Origin of the sequence: Terrisporobacter othiniensis (assembly GCF_000808015.1) — a bacterium.
Lineage (GTDB): Bacteria > Bacillota > Clostridia > Peptostreptococcales > Peptostreptococcaceae > Terrisporobacter > Terrisporobacter muris.
Genome location: NZ_JWHR01000121.1, coordinates 84,695 through 101,753 on the forward strand (window position 1 = coordinate 84,695; position 17,059 = coordinate 101,753).

The window sequence follows — 17,059 nt, forward strand, 5'->3', positions numbered from 1 at the left end:
TTAAATTACCTCCTAATTAAAAGTTATTTGTCTAACGTTATCTGCAACTAAATGTAATTGCATATTTTTAAGTTTTATGTCCTGTTCAAGTGCATAAGGTAATCTATAATTACTAACTATCTCCATTGCACTATCAAACTGACATCTTTTTATTGCTTCATATCTATTTACATCAAATTCTCTTTTAATTTGATTTTGAATATCTGAATAAACCTTACCTCTCAAAGAATTATCATTATATGCTGGAGTTTTATATCCGCCTAATGCTTTCGTTCCTATTTTTCTAACAAGTGCTTGTAATTCTTTACATTCCACTTGGAAAAGAGGTATATCTCCTTTAAAATCTTCAAACTCATTTTTTACTTCTTCTATCTTATGTTCCTGTTCTTTTATTGCTTTGAATTGTAATTCTAATAGCTCCATAGGACTTAATGGTTTTACTGGTTGTTGTAATTTATTTTCCAGTATATTTATGTATTGAATTGTTTTAGCTCTTACCACTGCACTTTCTTTATTTAATATTTGCAGTGCTGCATCTCTGTTTAGAGAATAGCAAGGCTGTTCTTTATTTTGAGAATTTATATAAGATGACTGTACAAAATTGTACTGTCCTTCGAATCCTGCATTTTTTAAATCTTCAATTTCTTTTCTTATGTCTCTCATCAAAGTATTGTGTTGCTTTATATTGTCATTACCTTCTTCAATTCTGAATTTATTGATCATATCTACTAAATCCACACTACTAATTCTTACTTCATTTTTTTGAATTACTTCATAACTTGCTAGTAAACTGCCTTTCATCTTTATTCCCCCTTAATTTATAACCATTTTGGTTGGTTTGTTGTTAAAAAAAATTTCTTCTGGATTTTTCTTTAAAACATAAGCTATTTTAATTGCTTCTCTTATAGTAAATTCAGTTTGCCCTTGTTCTTTCTTTTGATAAGTAGAATAAGGCATTTCAATTAATCGAGCTAATTGTCGTTGTGTTAATCCATTTTCTGCTCTGGCTGCTTTAAGCTTTCTGTTCATATATTCACCTCTAATCTCTATAACCATTTTGGTAAGTCATTTATATTTCAATAATACTACCACTTTGGTTGTAAGTCAACCGTTTTTTATTATTTATTTTTAATTTTTGGTTGATTATATATATTTTTTGGTTGATTTTCACTATAATTTAAATTAAATAACCATTTAGGTAAGATTTTTAAATTTAATATGGAGGTTATACATGGATATGTTAAGTAATAGATTAAAACAATTGAGAATAGAAAAAGGTAAAACACAAAAAGAAATGGCAAAAGATTTAGGTACTACAGATGTATCTATTGGAAGATACGAAAAAGGAGAAAGAGAACCAAAAACAGATATGTTAAATGCTTTGGCAAACTACTTTGATGTTACAACAGACTACCTTCTTGGTCGTACAGACGAAAAAAATCCTAAAAAAGAAATCAATAATGCTACAACTATAGCCGCTCATAGACTTGGGGATATTGAACAACTTCCAGATGATGCAATTGATGAAATAAACAATTATATAGATTTAATGAGATTAAAATATTTAAAAGATAAAAAGTAATGGGAGTGTTGGGGGAGTATGGATAAATTAGAACATCTTTTACAAATAGCAGCCGATGAAAATATCTTGTTACATTACGATGATTATATCCCCTATAACTTAGAAGGGTTGTATGTGAACATAAAAGATGTTGGTCCTGCTATTTTTCTTTTAAAAAAATTGAAGCAAAATAAATCTAAACATATTGAAATATTAGGGGAAGAGCTAGGTCACCATTTCACAAGTGTAGGCGATAGTATTTGTAATGCTTCTACATATAGAGATAAATTAAATATACTTAAATGTGAAAAGCAAGCTACTGATTGGAGTACTAATCATATAATCACAAATAAAGAACTAACTAAAGCTCTAGAGCATGGATGCAATTCATTTTATGAAATATCAGAATTTCTAAATGTTAATGAACATATAGTAAGAGATAAATTTGAGTACTTAGCTAGAAAAAGTAGTACAGGCTATATTCAGTTAGGTAGTTATAAAGTTATACTTACTAATCTGCCTAATATTTATTTGTATAAGGATTTATAGAGATAGCTATTTATTATAATTTCTTAATATAGCTACTTTTTAATTGGTAAATTATTTATAATACAATTAAAATTCGCAATTGTTATATAATGCGAAATAAAATTTCTTATGGTTATTTTGGGGTTTCACGAAAACAATCTGTTTTATCATGTAAATGATATATGTAGTCACTATAACATTTTCTACATTATGATTATAAATCTTGGCTTTCTAATTTACATATCAATGTATTTATTGGTATAGATTATAAGCAAAGGAGTTGTCTCAAAATGATTTAAAAATCATAAAAAGAAACAACTCCTTTGTTTATAGTATTCTAATTATTCTATACTTATGCATGAAACTGGACACCCATCTCTAGCATCTTGAGCTGATTCTAATAAATCATCTGGAATATCTTCTTCTATAGGTACTGATATACCTTCTGAATCCATACTAAATACTTCTGGACATGTTCCTGCACATGCCTCACATCCTATACAAATATCTCTATCTACAAAAGCTTTCATATTTTACCTCCTTATACGCTATTTATATTATGATAATGGTTGAGATATAATAACTAACATTTTACTTGTTTCTTTAGCTATAATATTATGCTCAACTCAAACATCAAGTAGTAAAAAGTCACATTGATCTAAGACAAATTTACTCCATTCACCCAACTGTAACAACTGTAACTATTCTATCTTTATATGGCTCCATAAAGCCATATGCTAACTATTCTTGTTATTATTATGCCCTATATAACGAGAAAAACAATAAGAAGAACTATAATTATTTGGAAAAATAAGCTAACAAATATCACTTTACTAACTTATTGTTCCACTTAAGAAGTATATTTATAATTATAACTAATTAATTTATTATTTTATAATTGTAACTAGTACTTTACTAGTTACTCTAGCTATTACATTATGTTCTATCCTTGCATCAAAAGGTAAAAAATCTCCACATTTTAATTCAAATGTCTCTCCATTTTCAAACTTCATATCTACTATTCCATCGATAACTTGTATAGAGGCATATCCGTTATGAGTATGATTTGGAAGTCCTTTACCTTCATCAAACTTGAAAAATATTGTTTTATATTTTTCATTTTCACATAAGAATTCCCTATTAGTATCTATTTTATTTATATTTATTACTTCCATAAAATCGCCCCTTATTTATTCTTGTATACATTGTTGTAGACAAGTTTTTATGTCATCTTCAGGTGTACTTATTGGTCTTAAATCAAAAGTATCTACTAAATATTGAAGTACATTTGGACTTAAAAAGGCTGGAAGTGTTGGTCCTAAGTATATTCCTTTTACACCAAGTGATAATAATGCAAGTAAATCAGCTACTGCTTTTTGTTCATACCAAGATACAATAAGAGATAGTGGTAATCCGTTTACATCTGTTTCGAAAGCATCAGCAAGAGCTGTTGCAATTTTTACTGCTGAGTAAACATCATTACATTGACCAACATCTAAAAGTCTTGGAAGTCCTGCAACCTCACCAAAGTCTAATTTATTAAATCTATATTTACCACAAGCAAGTGTTAAAATTACACAGTCATCAGGTACCTTTTTAGCAAATTCAGTATAATAATTTCTACCTGGTCTTGCACCATCACATCCTCCTATTAAGAAGAAGTGTCTTATCTTACCGTCTTTAACTGCATTAACTATATCCTCTGCATGTGAAAGTGTTGCATGATGACCAAATCCAACTAATATTTCATGTGGTTCTTGATCTTCTTCGTATCCACCAAGTTCTAGAGCTTTTTCTATTATAGGAGTAAAGTCTTTCTTACCATCTGGACCTACGCCAATATATTGCACACCATCCCATCCAACTACACTTGTAGTAAAGATTCTATCCTTATAAGATTCTCTAGGTCGCATTAAACAATTTGTTGTCATTAATACGCATCCTGGTAAATTATCAAATTCTTTTTGTTGGTCTTGCCAAGCACCTCCGAAGTTTCCTACTAAATGAGAATATTTTTTTAGCTTCGGATAACCATGACATGGAAGCATTTCACCATGAGTATAAATATTTATTCCTTTTCCTTCTGTCTGCTTAAGTAACATCTCTAAATCCCATAAATCATGTCCTGACACTACTATAAATGGACCCTTTTTAATATGAACATTAACTTTTTGAGGAGAAGGATTTTCATATGTCTTAGTATTTGCTTCATCTAATTTTGCCATTACAGCTATACTCATGTCACCTGTTCTCATTGTCCATCGAATTAAATCGTCCACGCTTAAACTATCATCTGTAGTTGCTTCTAAAGCTCTAATATAAAAGTTATCTACTTGGTCATCATAATATCCTAATTCTCTTGCTTGATGACCATAAGCTGAGATTCCTTTTAATCCATAAACTATAGTTTGTCTAAGTGAACGAATGTCTGGATCCAGTTCTTGATCATACATTATACCTGCTTTTTTAGAATCTTTAAGCATTTCTGCTTTAGTTTCACTTAAATCATATGTAGCATGTTCAGTATCATTTTTTATTTTACCTACTTTTTTTCTCAATGCTTCTTTTATTTTTTGCGATTCTCTAAGCATTTTAACATGTACATCTGCATCAAAATTTACATTTGTTAATGTTGTAAATAAAGAATTTTCTATAAAACTAACTATATCTTTATCTACATTTTCGCCTTTTTCAACTATCTCTTTTGCATAGCAGCTTATGCCTTTTATTTGATAAATAAGTAAGTCTTGAAGATTTGCCACTTCTGGTGTCTTACCACATACACCTGATTTAGTACATCCCTTACCCCCAGCTGTCTGCTCACATTGATAACAAAACATAGGATATTCCATTGCCATATTATTTTCCACGATAAATACCTCCTAATTTTTGATTGCATTATAGTATTTGCAATATTTACTTAAAATATAATTACATAGGTAACTACTTGGAGTTTTTTTATGGAAATAATTAGATAAGATTCATATGCTATCTAATAAATCTTTAAGATTATCAATTTCTACATATATAAAAAATAATCGAACATTATGTATAATATAATCAGAGTTCGTGATTTTAATATAATACGAAACAAAAATAAAACAGTACTCATTAAAAAGTACTGTTTTTCTTTGTTTGAAGCCTTGTATTTATGCCATTATTTCAAAGTTTAAGTTATTAAAATTATTTTTTTGCAAAACTTCCACAATCAGTTTGTTCAACTGTAGTCGCTGAACCACTGTGTTTTATAACTTTAATTTTGTCTAAAGCACAGTAGTTTTCTTGACCACTATGGTGTATACATTCTGTAACTTCGCAAGCTATACTTTCATTTTTTTTCATTGTTACATCTCCTTTGTTGTCTTATTTTTATGTTGCAATATTATTATGTAATATTATCACTAATTATATTCGAGTAGTTTGTAAGAATATATTTATATTAAAATTCTCTTTTAATTCTATTTAATCAGTTATTTCATCTTATTATCTTTTACTATTTATTTTAAATCTAATCTACCTAATATTTATTTATATAAAGAGTTATAACAATAAATGATAATTATAAATTTAATAATATAATATAGAACAGTTAAATCTGCTCTTTTTGTGTAAAAATCAATATTTTTATCATGTTAATTTTTGCAATATTTTTTATATTTTGTACTAAATAATGTTATGTATTAAACAAATACTAAATATAGCAATACTATTATTTTTGGAGGTATTAATAAAATGAAAAAACTTTTCACATTAGCGCTCTGTCTTATATTAGTTTCTACAAATATATCTTTTGCAGATACAAATAACATATCAGTTTCTACAAATATATCTTCTGCTAGCAAAGCTGACATCCAAAATGCTATAAAAGACATTGAAATGGTAAATAACTCAATAAATATTATGATAAAAAAAATAGTCGGAGATGATCCTCTTGAGACTGAAGAATTAAAAAAAGACATAGCTTTTGCTGAAACTATACTAGGATCACAGTCAAGTAAAATATCAACTTTATATTCTAAAGAATCTGATTTTGAACTTCGAAGAACATACTCTAATATCTTATATACATTATCTCTATATCAGTTAAGTTTAAGTAGCATGTTGGTATATGTTAATGATACCAATAAAGTAGATTACTTTGTTGATACATGCACATCTTATTCAATAGGAGAGAGTTCATTAAAAACCCTTAAATCAAGTAATAATTAAAAATTAAAAATAAAAAACATTAATTTAGATTTTGTTAAGTTAATGAGTAAAATTAATCAAATATTAGTGAATATTTATACAAAGAGATGTATAATAATATAAAAAGGAACTATAAATCTATGTGGAAGTAGAGTAATGGTTCTCAAAATCAAGCTAATAACTTAATTGTTAAGACCACTATCGACCCAAATTCGAGTAGTGGTTTTTTACTTTTTTGTATATGTAGCAATTACTGCGCAGATAGCCGTTGCAACTATTCCAGCAAGTACATTCAATAAAAAAGCCTCCATATTATCACCTCCTTTCATGAAGGTAAATAATATGAGAACCACCACTCTATAGATTTATAATTCCTAATTTAAAGTATAATCTTATTCAATTCTTTTTTCATCTAAATATTTTATTTCTACTCCTATATATCATAAAAAATAGACTAATCACTTAGTCTATACTCTATCTATTATTTAGCCTCTTTTAATTCATTTATATCAGTCCAGTTTTTAGCTGTAACTTTTTCAACAACACTTAAATCTTTCTTAATCTTTTCTACATCACCTTTAATATAAGCTACATCTAAACTTATTTTATCTAGAGTTGCTTTATTAAGCTCTGCACTATGACGTAGAGCTTTAATCATTTCTGTGTTTTCTTTTACTTGTGTTCCAATTGAATCCAATTTTGTGTTTATTGGTTCTAATTTTAAATCTAACTTATTATCTAATAAATCACTTATTGCACTTAATAACTCATTATTCATATATACCCCTCCAAAAAACAACTATTTATATATATTATAGACTTTTTTCTAACAATTATAAACAAGTTATATATTCCAAGTTTTATAATTTAAATTATAAGTCTATATTATAGTAACTAATTTATAAATAACAATTTAATTATTTTAATAATTTCAACGTATATTTTTATTGTTAATACAATATAATATAAGAAAAATAATAAAAGAGAAAAAAGGGAGTTTAAAATGAAAGAACTTATTTTTATTTTACTTCTTCTTATAATACTATTACGCTTGATCATCTATTATAGTGATATTATATTGATTATTCTGGATAGAATAATTACTATATCTTATATGATATTGGTAATGTATTTAATTATGAAGTAAGCAAAACCCCATGCATAAGCATGTGGGAACTCCCTTTAAATATAAAATTAATAAAATAAAAAGAAAAACAGTACTTATATAAAAGTACTGTTTTTCTTTGTCTAAAACCTTGTATTTAGTTTTTTATCTAAAATTATAACTTCCCAATCTACTTAAATTACTATGTTTTACTTATATGGCACTATAGTAAATATTTTTAAGTACAAAATTAATAAATGCATTGAATATTCATTTTAACTATTTTTTTAGCATGATATAATTATCATGAAAGGTGGTTTTATAATATGAGGATTGCAATTTATTCTAGAAAGTCGGTTTTTACTGGTAAAGGTGACTCTATAGAAAACCAAATACAACTATGTAAGGAATATGTTAATTTGCATTATCCAGGGGAAAATAGTATAGAAATATATGAAGATGAAGGCTTTAGTGGCGGAAATATTAACCGACCTAAGTTCCAAGAACTCCTAAAAGATGCTAGAGAAAAGAAATTTGACTGTCTTATATGCTATAGATTAGACAGAATTTCTCGTAATGTTAGTGACTTCTCTACTCTTATAGAAGAACTTAATGACTTGAAAATATCTTTCGTAAGTATTAAGGAACAGTTTGATACATCAACTCCTATGGGAAGAGCTATGATGTATATTTCTTCTGTATTTGCACAACTAGAAAGAGAAACTATAGCTGAACGCGTTAGAGATAATATGATAGAACTTGCTAAGCATGGTAGATGGTTAGGTGGTACACCTCCTCTTGGATTTGACTCTGAAGCAATGGTTTATATTGATGAAGAGATGAAAGAAAGAAAAATGAGTAAATTAAAAGTTAATAAAGAGGAAATTGAACTTGTAAAAACTATTTATAGAAAGTTTTTAGAGTTAGGATCTATACATCAAGCAACAGTTTTTCTTCAACAAAATCGTTTATGTGGTAAAAGAGGTAAATTATTATCTGCTTCTGCTGTATCTAAAATTATAACTAACCCTGTTTATGTAAAATCTAATGACGATGTTTTAGACTATTTAAGAAGTATAGACATACAAGTTTTTGGACGAAAAGATGGATATGGAATACTTACATATAATAAAAGAGATAGTAAGTTTAACAAAAGAGACAAAGAAGAATGGATTGCTGCCGTATCTAAACATAAGGGTATCATTGAACCTAATGACTGGCTATTAGCACAAAGGTTACTAGATAAGAACAGAGAAAAGAGTAAAACCTTTAGACTAGGTACTTCAAGCAAAGGTCTTTTCTCTGGTCTAGTAAGGTGTGCAAAGTGTGGTTCTCCTATGAGAATAACTTATGGTAGAAATAATAAACACTATTATACTTGTACTAGAAGAGTACAGTCTAAAAATGCTCTTTGTAACAATCCTACTGCAAGTGGTCCAGATTTCGATAAAGCTGTACTTGATAATATAATGACTGTAGATACAAGTAAATTCTTAAATGGATTAAATAGTAATAGTAAAATCATAGAAGATGACAAAGAAAAAATAAATAAAATTAATACAGAAATAAATAATAAGAAAAAACAACTTGATAAATTAATTGAAAATATGGCTCTGTTTGATAGTGATGTAACTGATATATTAGCTGACAAGATAAATGCTCTCTCAAGGGAAATAAAAGAGTTACAACTACAAGTAAATGAAGTTGCTTGCACTGTAGAAGATGCAACTTTAGAAAATAATAATTATGAATTGGTAATTAATACACTAGATAAGTTTAAAGATAACTTTAATAGCATAGAAGAAATAAAAACTAAAAAGGCTTTATTGTCTATGCTTATTGATGAAATTCGTTGGAACGGTGACACAACAGAAATTGAGATTGATTTCTGGGGAAGTAAAAAAAAAGTGTAGGGTCCAATGACTCTACACCTATTTTGAATGATATATCGCAATACTATAAACCTTGCATGACCAGTGTCAAGAAGTATGATGTTTTCCGCAAATTCATGAAGAGCATATTGCTGACAAACTTTTATATCAAGTTTCTTTTCATTTCTAAGTTCTACTGGTAAAGGTATAACTGCAAAACCATTGTCTTTTAACTCTTTTTGTATCTCTTCACTTAAGCTTTCTTTTAATAATTTCATCGAACCACTAAATGCCCCAAAATCACCATTAGCTCTTTCACCTATCATGTCATTTACGCCACATCTTGCTGTAACACTTACCCTTCCTCCGAAAGAAGGACATCTTAGTACACACATTGCACATCCATTTCCATACTTAGTACAATTACCCATAGGACCTGAAGATCCTGTTGTATCTACAAAACTATCTCCCTCTACTCTTTCTCCATCTTCCAATATTACGGCCTTTAATATGTCACCGTCACAGTCCACGTCCACAACCCTACTCATTATTCTAACTTCAATACCCATGTCTTTTATAAGCTTTCTTACTTGTGGTTCAATTTTCAAAACATTATATACTGTGGCATGATCATGCCCTGGAAAATTTACGTTTTTATGAGTTGCATTTTCGTCTGTTAAAGTAAACAATTCACTTGCACCTAAGCAAATTGCCTCTTCACATGCAGTATATCTTCCGTTATTTCTCATTATTCCACCAACATTACCTAGTCCTATCAATAAATCTGTTTTTTCCAAAATGACTACTTGTGCTCCAGCTTTTGATGCACTTATTGCAGCTGCACAACCAGCCCAGCCACCACCTATTACTACAACTTTTGCCATTTAAATCCCCCCTAGATTATTTAAGATTACTTAGAAATTCTCTTCCATTCATCTGAGCTTTACAAGTCTTTATTCTGCAATTATTTAATCTCATAGTGCAGGCTCCACATATTCCTTCTCCGCAACAAATTAAATTATTATTTGGGATTGCAAATTTTATACTATCATCAATGCTATCTACTAATTGTAAAATAGACTTATTAAAATATATTAATCCACAACTATAAACAAAACTAATATTGTTATTTCTTATATAATTTATTAAAATTTCTTTTTTATCATCTAAATTGAAAAGCTGAATATTTACTCCCATGTCTTTTATTTTTTCTTCCATAACTTCTAGTCTTTTACCTTTTTCATTTATGAATACTTCCACTTCATTGTCATTTCTAATTAGTCTTTTTATAACTTTTAATGAATTCACTTGAGATAAGCCATCTAACACTACAAGGCATTTGTCGAACTGATTTGATTTTATTTCTTTTAGTCCAAAAATCCCATTAAAATAAGGAGCCTTTACAATTAATTCATCACAATTTACTAAAGGCTTTGTTTTTATTCCTCTTGGAACTACTACAACTTCCAAAATATTATTTTCTTCATCTACATCCATTACAGAAATAGGTGCATTAAAAAATCCGCTATCTCTATTCTTATCTTTCAAAAATACATAAGAACCTGGCTCGAATAAATCTTTTATTAAGAAACTAGGTATCTTAATTTTCAATAGATAAATATTATTTTCTATTTTTTTGCTTTCTATTATTTTGCAAAGTACTTCATGTCTTTCTTCTACTGGTACTATTTTATTGTGTTTAAGTTCATTGTAAATACAAACCCCCTGCCATTTACACTCACAAGTCTTTTCACCCCTAATTAAAGAACATTTGATGCAATCTCCACTGTGAGCAAGATGACATGGGCAATATTTTCCACCTGCATCAGCACAAAATTGATTATTTTGTCTCTCCATTTTTGTCCACTTCCTTAAAATGATATTTTAAGCTATAATACTAATTTATTAATTATATAAAAATGAGTGACAGAAAAAAAGAAGTTTAAAATAAATTTATTTTTAAACTTCTTTATTAACCTATCTATTTATTTTTTACTATTTAATAATTTACTTTATAACATATATTTATGGTTATATTTTATATGCAAGGATCCGCTGCAAACCATACAGCTGTGTAATAGTCATCCTTATTTGTGCCACTCCATGCAATGGCAACTCCAAAATCTTCTATGTATTGTAAATCAATAATTTCTGCTTTTAGTCCATTTTTTATGACAGAAAATGAATAAGCACAATTGCTAACACTATGGTTGTTAATATCGTATCCTCCTAAAGCCAGATATAAATCATCACTTTCAAACATAGCTTCTACTAAACAATCTCCTCCATCTATTTCTGCTACCATATCTGTATCAATAAAAAATGTAAGTATATCTCCAATTTTTATTTTTGATTTATCAATTTCTATCATATATCTAGCGTCAACTTCATAGTTGCAAATTTTTATAGGCTTTAATGGTAGTTCTTTTAAATCATATGTAACTTGATCATTATTAATATATACATATAAAAATCCCAAAGGCGTTTGTAACAATATATATTCCCCCCTTTTTAATTCTATATTATAGTATATTGGTGAAGTTGTATTAATTATCACTATATATTTTTGTATGTAAAAATTCCCCATACTATTTCTAGTATGAGGAGTTTTTACATAATCTATTTAATTCTTATCCAAAATATCTATTTAGTAATCCTAAGAATGCTTTACCATGTCTAGCCTCGTCTTTACACATTTCATGAACAGTGTCATGTATTGCATCAAGTCCTAGTTCTTTAGCTCTCTTAGCTATTTTTAATTTCCCTTCAGTAGCACCATATTCAGCTTCAACTCTAGCTTCTAAGTTTTTCTTAGTATCTGCAACAACTACTTCTCCAAGAAGTTCTGCAAATTTAGCTGCATGTTCTGCTTCTTCTAAAGCTATTCTTTTGTAAGCTTCTGCAACTTCTGGGTAACCTTCTCTATCAGCTTGACGGCTCATAGCTAAGTACATTCCAACTTCTGTACATTCCCCAACAAAGTTAGCTCTTAAATCTTCTATTATTACTTCATCAACACCTTGTGCCACACCTATTCTGTGCTCATCAGCCCAATGTAATTCACCTTGCATTTCTTCAAACTTTTCAGAACTTACTTTACAAACTGGACATACCTCTGGTGCTTTTTCTCCCTCATATATATATCCACATACTGTACATACAAATTTTTTCATTTTAATATCCTCCCAAATTTTATAATTTATTTTAAATGTTTAAGCAATTATCAATTTATACTATATATATACCTTAACATTTTTAGTTTAAACAGAAAAAACAAATTTTTTTAAATTTTCAAATATTGAAATTATCTTATTTTTAGTAAGGCTTATAAACACTAGTATTAACTAATTCTTTTCTTACAATATTATTTTCTTCGTCTAAGTATAATCTATATGTTTGCACAGTAATTTTATTTTTTGTATATTCCTCTATCATTCTTATACTTATTCTTTCTCTATCTAGATTACATCCATAAATTTTTGAAGTAATTGCTCCATTTCCCACTATATTTTTTATATAAACTGGGTGGGTGTAGGGATTTGTAAATTTCAAGTCAGTATATCCATAAGATACAGTAGCATCTCGTCCCTTTGGAGCGTATTTTGAGGGAAGAGAATGATTATGTACCTCGTCTATTGTAAGTCCTGAGAGTAAAGCTGCATTATAAATTGTGGTGGAAACTTGGCATACACCTCCACCTTCTCCATTTGTAACTTTACCTCCAACTATAATTGGAGCACTTTTATATCCATTAACCCAGTTTCTAGCTCCTGTACGTTTATTATAAGAAAAAGTTTCTCCAGGCATTAATAAAATATCACTGGTACTTTCCCCTGCCACATGAATATTGCTTCCTCTAGAGGTTGAGTCATTAAAACTTGTGCTAAATTGTCCTAGTATGGAATTTATACTTTTCACCTGCTCAGTAGAAACTTTTGGATATGATGTAAGTACTGGTAAATTTATATTTTCAATTTTCTTTTTGTTTATCATATCATAAATATTTTCTTTTAATCGTGATAAGTCAACTTTTTTACCTTCTTTTGATTTGGTTCTTTTTATTTCTCCACTAAGCTCAACATGAAAACTGGCATCAACGGCATCCACATTTATAGCTCTACAAATTACTTTTAGTTCTTTACTTAACTTTATTTCATCATATGTGGCTTTTAATCTAATATTATGTGATTTTTTTAATTTAAGCTTTCCTTTTCTCTTTATATTTTCCAACATGGAAGTATCTCTCGTATAATTAAAAGCTTCATTTACTCTTTCTTCGATATGATAATCAAGGTCTATACTTTTTGCTTCTATTGCCCATTTTTCATTTCCCCAAGTAATATAAAAATCCTTTAAAGGATACTTTGCTTCTAGCTTTTTAATTGCTTGTTTTTTAGTTAATTTTCCCACATCAATATTTTCAATTGTAATATTACTATGAATTTTTTTCTCATTTTCATTTGATGTTAATCCAAGGGATGTAAATCCTACAACTACTATCATTGCTACATATATAAATTTATTTAAAATTTTTATCTGTCCTCTCATATTACTCTCCTAACTATACAAATTATATAATTATATTTTCCCATGAGAGTTTTTATATTCTAAGGATTACTTTCATTTTTTAACTATTGTCATCTATATTGTATTTATCAAGTGTTTCATCAAAAATAATTTCATCCTTATCATTGTTTTTATTCCATATATTTTTTGTTATTAAAATAATCTGATTATTTAATATATATTTTTTAAAATAAAAAAGATATGTTTTAAAATCAAACATACCTTTAATTATACTAACTTTTAAGTTTTATATTAATAAATCTCAATCATTTCATAATCTCTTAAACCAAGTCCTAGCTTATCTGCTGCTTCTATAGTATGAATTCCATTTCTAGATTCAATTCTTTCAATCATGTGAGACTTACCTTCATCTGGTGAGTTATAAACTGCATCTACACAAGCTTGGTCCAAAGCTACAGGATCAGTAGATGCCATAATTCCTATATCAGCCATCTTTGGTTCTTCAGGATTAGCATTGCAGTCACAGTCTACAGATAATTTATTTGCTATATTTATATATACAATATTTTCTCTTCCCATAAAGTCCATTACTGATTTATCTGCATCTGCCATTGATTCTAAGAAAGAATCATGGTCTGATTTGAATACGTCTTCAAATACTTCACTTTTTCCTGATGTATGAATAAGTATTTTGCCTCTAGAAGATGCTATTCCTATGGACATATTTTTAAGTGCGCCTCCAAGTCCTCCCATTTGATGACCTTTGAAGTGAGAAAGCATTAACATAGAGTCGTAATTTTTTAAATTTTCACCTATAATATTTTCTTTTAGTTGAATTCCACCTACTACTGGAATTGACATTTCATTCTTTTCATCCAAAATATCACAAGGTGCTATGGCTTTAAAACCATGCTCCTCTATAGTTTTCCAATGAACTTCATTTGTATTTCTTCCACCAGGATATGCTGTATTGCATTCAACAATAGTTCCATTTAACTTTTTAACGAGATTTTTTATAAGATTAGGATCTAAAAAATTATGTCCGCCTGGTTCTCCTGTGGAAATTTTAACTGCTATCTTCCCTTTTAAGTTTACTCCCATAGCATCATAAATTTTAATCAAACTCTCTGGTGTTATTTCTTTAATAAAATATACTTTAGATTTTTCCATAATAATTATCTCCTTTTTATACTTTGTCATAAGTATAATCCTTGGAGTTAACTCTAAGTCAAGGATTTTTCAAATAATAATATCATATCATTCCACTTGGCCCCTCCATGAACTGAAGCTGATACACCTTCATTTACAAATCCGAATTTTTCATAATAATGCACTAAATAATCTTTACAAGTAAGAACCATACCATTTTTACCACGTTCTTTAGCAAGAGATATAAAGTCTTCTAATAATATAGCTGCTGTACCCTTGTTTCTGTACTGGGGCAAAACATCTAATCCAAATACTGTTTGATATTTTCCATTTGGATTGTGTAGTTTTACATCATGGTATAGCTTGTCAGGAAGTGAAGCTTTCTCTGTAGTGCATCCATTTATAAAACCAACTACCTTCTCATCTTCCACTGCCACTAAAAAGTTTTCTGAAAAAGCTTCAAACCTTTTTTTCATAACTTCTTCACTAGCTGCTTCTTCTGATGGAAAACAAATACTTTCTATTTTTATTATTTCTTCTAAATCTTCTTTACGTGCTAATCTAGTTTGCATAAGCTCTCCTTTATAATTTTTTAGTTATCATATTTATGTAATATAATTATATCATAAGTTTATTTTTTCAACATTTCCATAATAAAAAATTGCTTTGCTTAACAATAAAGCCAGCAAAGAACAGTTACTTTGCTAGCTTATATAAATTATTATTTTATTTATTTTCGCTATCTTGTGTTGTATTTTCATTGTTCTTATCTCCGTTTTGGTCTTCATTTGGATTTTGGTCAGGTTTTTCTTCATTAGAATTATCATTATCTGGATTTTCTTCATCTGGATTTTCTTTATCATCATTATCATCTGGATTTTGTTCTAGTTCATCCTTGTTGCCATCTTCATTCTCGTCCTTATTATCATCCTTGTCTGGATCGTCTTTATCTGGATTTTCTTTATCTGTATTATTGTCTTTATCATTATCCTCATGATTATTGTCATGATTATTATTTTGATCATTCATATTCTCATTAATTTTGTTTTCATCATTTTTATTATTATCAGTAGTTTCTTCTTTATCATTTTCTGATGAATTTTGTGGAGTAATAAGATTTTCTTCAGTAGGAGTTATTGCTTCTATCTTATTCGTCTCAGGTGATTCTTCAGTTTTATCAATATCTTCACTTGTATTTGTAGTTTCCATATTGTTATTGTTTTTATTTATTAGATATTGTGCTCCAAAAGCTGTTGAACAAAGTAATACTACTCCACAACAACCTATAGCCATATATTTTTTTACTTTAGGACTAGGATTTAATTTATGAATCTTTTCAAAATTTATTGCACTTTTCTCACTTATTTCTCCTCCATCCAAATATAAATTAACATCATCTAAAAACTCACTTAAATCTTTATATTTGTATCTTGAAATATGCTTTTTATTTGTAGATTTTTCTAATATTTCAACTATATTTTTATCTAGATCTTTGTGTTCTTCTTTATTAAATAATTTTTCTCCAGTAATCATTTCACACAAAATACTTCCTATAGCATACACATCCTCATGAGTATCAAATTTTTTAGGATTATAAATCTCACAATTTATATGACCTTTGTGATTATTAATAAATGATAAAGTATCAATTTTCACTACGCCTTCACCATTAATAATAATATTTTCTACAGTCAAGTTTTTAAAGTTTATTTTTTGATTATTAAATGCCTTAACACCATTTATAACTTCTCTTATAATTTGTAAACATTGATCTTCATTAAGTTTATTAATTCTCATAAGTTCATCTAAAGTTAAGCCTTCAAAGTTTTCACTTTCTATATAGTAATAAACCTTGTCTTTCTTCATATAAGTTGATATTTCATTTATACATATTACATTTGGATTGTTAATATCTTCTAATAAGTTTACTTCCCTCTTAAAATTTTCTAAGTTTTCTTCATTACCTTCTACATTTATAAGTATATTTATAACTATTTGTTCATTAGTTTCTTTATTTATTGCCATATAAACATTAGACCATTTATTTTTATCAATAAAATCTCTAATCGTGTATTTATTATTAAAATTTTTCACAAGCATCGCCTCTTTTAATCATTATAATAAAAATAA

18 protein-coding genes and 1 pseudogene are annotated in these 17,059 nt (G+C 28.1%); 4 read left to right on the top strand and 15 right to left on the bottom strand.

Features of this window, described 5'->3' with window-relative positions:
• Nucleotides 1–12: 12 nt before the first annotated feature.
• Both QX51_RS15610 and QX51_RS15615 read right to left on the bottom strand, forming a co-directional pair.
• Nucleotides 13–801, bottom strand: a complete 789-nt coding sequence (locus QX51_RS15610; protein WP_052233103.1) for an ORF6C domain-containing protein — start codon at nt 799–801, stop codon at nt 13–15.
• A gap of 12 nt (nt 802–813) precedes the next feature.
• The gene (locus QX51_RS15615) at nt 814–1,056 is read right to left on the bottom strand and encodes a helix-turn-helix transcriptional regulator (protein WP_082007851.1); all 243 of its coding nucleotides are present in this window, start codon (nt 1,054–1,056) and stop codon (nt 814–816) included.
• A gap of 175 nt (nt 1,057–1,231) precedes the next feature.
• Between QX51_RS15615 and QX51_RS15620 the strand changes: the two genes are divergently transcribed.
• Nucleotides 1,232–1,582, top strand: a complete 351-nt coding sequence (locus QX51_RS15620; RefSeq protein WP_052233104.1) for a helix-turn-helix domain-containing protein — start codon at nt 1,232–1,234, stop codon at nt 1,580–1,582.
• Between the two features lie 18 nt (nt 1,583–1,600).
• Nucleotides 1,601–2,110, top strand: a complete 510-nt coding sequence (locus QX51_RS15625) for a hypothetical protein (protein ID WP_039680814.1) — start codon at nt 1,601–1,603, stop codon at nt 2,108–2,110.
• Between the two features lie 320 nt (nt 2,111–2,430).
• On the opposite strand, the gene QX51_RS15630 is transcribed toward QX51_RS15625, so the two are convergent.
• The 4 genes from QX51_RS15630 to QX51_RS20115 all read right to left on the bottom strand — a co-directional run bounded on the left by QX51_RS15630 (nt 2,431) and on the right by QX51_RS20115 (nt 5,431).
• A complete protein-coding gene (locus QX51_RS15630; protein WP_039680815.1) occupies nt 2,431–2,619 on the bottom strand; it encodes a ferredoxin in 189 nt (62 codons plus the stop codon).
• A gap of 357 nt (nt 2,620–2,976) precedes the next feature.
• A complete protein-coding gene (locus QX51_RS15635) occupies nt 2,977–3,264 on the bottom strand; it encodes a cupin domain-containing protein (protein ID WP_039680816.1) in 288 nt (95 codons plus the stop codon).
• A 15-nt stretch (nt 3,265–3,279) separates the two neighbouring features.
• Nucleotides 3,280–4,941: a hydroxylamine reductase gene (gene hcp / locus QX51_RS15640; protein ID WP_039680848.1), complete on the bottom strand. Its 1,662-nt coding sequence runs from the start codon at nt 4,939–4,941 to the stop codon at nt 3,280–3,282.
• Nucleotides 4,942–5,272: 331 nt separating this feature from the next.
• Nucleotides 5,273–5,431: a DUF1540 domain-containing protein gene (locus tag QX51_RS20115; RefSeq protein WP_074429534.1), complete on the bottom strand. Its 159-nt coding sequence runs from the start codon at nt 5,429–5,431 to the stop codon at nt 5,273–5,275.
• Nucleotides 5,432–5,821: 390 nt separating this feature from the next.
• Between QX51_RS20115 and QX51_RS15645 the strand changes: the two genes are divergently transcribed.
• Nucleotides 5,822–6,298 (top strand): hypothetical protein, encoded by a 477-nt coding sequence (locus tag QX51_RS15645; RefSeq protein WP_039680817.1) that lies wholly within the window; start codon nt 5,822–5,824, stop codon nt 6,296–6,298.
• A 460-nt stretch (nt 6,299–6,758) separates the two neighbouring features.
• On the opposite strand, the gene QX51_RS15650 is transcribed toward QX51_RS15645, so the two are convergent.
• Complete coding sequence (locus QX51_RS15650; RefSeq protein ID WP_039680818.1) at nt 6,759–7,055, bottom strand: hypothetical protein; 297 nt, start codon at nt 7,053–7,055, stop codon at nt 6,759–6,761.
• Between the two features lie 653 nt (nt 7,056–7,708).
• Between QX51_RS15650 and QX51_RS15655 the strand changes: the two genes are divergently transcribed.
• The gene (locus QX51_RS15655) at nt 7,709–9,295 is read left to right on the top strand and encodes a recombinase family protein (RefSeq protein ID WP_039680819.1); all 1,587 of its coding nucleotides are present in this window, start codon (nt 7,709–7,711) and stop codon (nt 9,293–9,295) included.
• 146 nt (nt 9,296–9,441) lie between these two features.
• Here the strand turns inward: QX51_RS15655 and QX51_RS20120 are convergent.
• From QX51_RS20120 to QX51_RS15690, 8 genes and pseudogenes are all read right to left on the bottom strand, one after another.
• A pseudogene (locus QX51_RS20120) lies at nt 9,442–10,137 on the bottom strand (FAD-dependent oxidoreductase); the annotation flags it as partial.
• 16 nt (nt 10,138–10,153) lie between these two features.
• Nucleotides 10,154–11,110: a sulfide/dihydroorotate dehydrogenase-like FAD/NAD-binding protein gene (locus QX51_RS15660; protein ID WP_039680820.1), complete on the bottom strand. Its 957-nt coding sequence runs from the start codon at nt 11,108–11,110 to the stop codon at nt 10,154–10,156.
• A 181-nt stretch (nt 11,111–11,291) separates the two neighbouring features.
• Nucleotides 11,292–11,747: a hypothetical protein gene (locus QX51_RS15665; RefSeq protein ID WP_039680821.1), complete on the bottom strand. Its 456-nt coding sequence runs from the start codon at nt 11,745–11,747 to the stop codon at nt 11,292–11,294.
• A gap of 136 nt (nt 11,748–11,883) precedes the next feature.
• Complete coding sequence (locus QX51_RS15670; protein WP_039680822.1) at nt 11,884–12,426, bottom strand: NADH peroxidase; 543 nt, start codon at nt 12,424–12,426, stop codon at nt 11,884–11,886.
• A 142-nt stretch (nt 12,427–12,568) separates the two neighbouring features.
• Nucleotides 12,569–13,801: a VanW family protein gene (locus QX51_RS15675; protein WP_039680823.1), complete on the bottom strand. Its 1,233-nt coding sequence runs from the start codon at nt 13,799–13,801 to the stop codon at nt 12,569–12,571.
• Between the two features lie 270 nt (nt 13,802–14,071).
• Nucleotides 14,072–14,950, bottom strand: a complete 879-nt coding sequence (locus tag QX51_RS15680; RefSeq protein ID WP_039680824.1) for a DUF362 domain-containing protein — start codon at nt 14,948–14,950, stop codon at nt 14,072–14,074.
• 53 nt (nt 14,951–15,003) lie between these two features.
• Complete coding sequence (locus QX51_RS15685; protein WP_039680825.1) at nt 15,004–15,501, bottom strand: GNAT family N-acetyltransferase; 498 nt, start codon at nt 15,499–15,501, stop codon at nt 15,004–15,006.
• A gap of 154 nt (nt 15,502–15,655) precedes the next feature.
• The gene (locus QX51_RS15690; RefSeq protein ID WP_161791936.1) at nt 15,656–17,023 is read right to left on the bottom strand and encodes a protein kinase domain-containing protein; all 1,368 of its coding nucleotides are present in this window, start codon (nt 17,021–17,023) and stop codon (nt 15,656–15,658) included.
• Between the last annotated feature and the right edge of the window lie 36 nt (nt 17,024–17,059).

What these genes read in the sequence shown, in the direction of transcription:
- QX51_RS15610 (WP_052233103.1), bottom strand. Translation starts at nt 801, where the DNA reads ATGAAAGGCAGTTTACTAGCAAGTTATGAAGTAATTCAAAAAAATGAA.
- QX51_RS15615 (WP_082007851.1), bottom strand. Translation starts at nt 1,056, where the DNA reads ATGGTTATAGAGATTAGAGGTGAATATATGAACAGAAAGCTTAAAGCA.
- QX51_RS15620 (WP_052233104.1), top strand. Translation starts at nt 1,232, where the DNA reads ATGGATATGTTAAGTAATAGATTAAAACAATTGAGAATAGAAAAAGGT.
- QX51_RS15625 (WP_039680814.1), top strand. Translation starts at nt 1,601, where the DNA reads ATGGATAAATTAGAACATCTTTTACAAATAGCAGCCGATGAAAATATC.
- QX51_RS15630 (WP_039680815.1), bottom strand. Translation starts at nt 2,619, where the DNA reads ATGAAAGCTTTTGTAGATAGAGATATTTGTATAGGATGTGAGGCATGT.
- QX51_RS15635 (WP_039680816.1), bottom strand. Translation starts at nt 3,264, where the DNA reads ATGGAAGTAATAAATATAAATAAAATAGATACTAATAGGGAATTCTTA.
- hcp (WP_039680848.1), bottom strand. Translation starts at nt 4,941, where the DNA reads ATGGAATATCCTATGTTTTGTTATCAATGTGAGCAGACAGCTGGGGGT.
- QX51_RS20115 (WP_074429534.1), bottom strand. Translation starts at nt 5,431, where the DNA reads ATGAAAAAAAATGAAAGTATAGCTTGCGAAGTTACAGAATGTATACAC.
- QX51_RS15645 (WP_039680817.1), top strand. Translation starts at nt 5,822, where the DNA reads ATGAAAAAACTTTTCACATTAGCGCTCTGTCTTATATTAGTTTCTACA.
- QX51_RS15650 (WP_039680818.1), bottom strand. Translation starts at nt 7,055, where the DNA reads ATGAATAATGAGTTATTAAGTGCAATAAGTGATTTATTAGATAATAAG.
- QX51_RS15655 (WP_039680819.1), top strand. Translation starts at nt 7,709, where the DNA reads ATGAGGATTGCAATTTATTCTAGAAAGTCGGTTTTTACTGGTAAAGGT.
- QX51_RS15660 (WP_039680820.1), bottom strand. Translation starts at nt 11,110, where the DNA reads ATGGAGAGACAAAATAATCAATTTTGTGCTGATGCAGGTGGAAAATAT.
- QX51_RS15670 (WP_039680822.1), bottom strand. Translation starts at nt 12,426, where the DNA reads ATGAAAAAATTTGTATGTACAGTATGTGGATATATATATGAGGGAGAA.
- QX51_RS15675 (WP_039680823.1), bottom strand. Translation starts at nt 13,801, where the DNA reads ATGAGAGGACAGATAAAAATTTTAAATAAATTTATATATGTAGCAATG.
- QX51_RS15680 (WP_039680824.1), bottom strand. Translation starts at nt 14,950, where the DNA reads ATGGAAAAATCTAAAGTATATTTTATTAAAGAAATAACACCAGAGAGT.
- QX51_RS15685 (WP_039680825.1), bottom strand. Translation starts at nt 15,501, where the DNA reads ATGCAAACTAGATTAGCACGTAAAGAAGATTTAGAAGAAATAATAAAA.